The sequence below is a fragment of the Sedimentibacter sp. B4 genome (assembly GCF_000309315.1).
GTDB classification, from domain to species: domain Bacteria; phylum Bacillota; class Clostridia; order Tissierellales; family Sedimentibacteraceae; genus Sedimentibacter; species Sedimentibacter saalensis.
This window is the reverse complement of record NZ_CANG01000896.1, coordinates 1-298: the sequence shown is the minus strand read 5'-3', so window position 1 is coordinate 298 and position 298 is coordinate 1. Positions and strand designations below refer to the sequence as shown.

1 protein-coding gene is annotated in these 298 nt (G+C 72.1%); it reads left to right on the top strand.

Going from position 1 to position 298, the window contains the following annotated elements; all coding sequences use genetic code 11:
- Positions 1–101: 101 nt before the first annotated feature.
- A partial coding sequence (locus BN358_RS27925; RefSeq protein ID WP_232233310.1) for a hypothetical protein occupies positions 102–298 on the top strand: 197 nt, incomplete at its 3' end.

The following is a 298-nucleotide window of genomic DNA, read 5'->3' as shown; positions in this document are numbered from 1 at the left end:
TCTTCGCCAAGGCGCTCGCCGCGGCGGACTCGAGGTGGTACGGGCCTGCGGGATCCGGCGGGCCGTAGCCGGCGCTGATCCGGTGCTTTTTCGAGACCACGATGATCCCGTCCACCTCGTACGGTGTGGCGAGTTGCTTGCCCGTGCGGGTGTCCTTCGGCGGTGTCGTCGCGGTCGGCTTCGCGCTCGGCGTCGGGGTAGGCGTGGGCGTCGCGGACACCGATGGCGTCACGGACACCGTGGGTGTGGACGTGGCTGCCGGGGTGGTGGACGCAACCCGCGCCGACGCCCCGGGCTC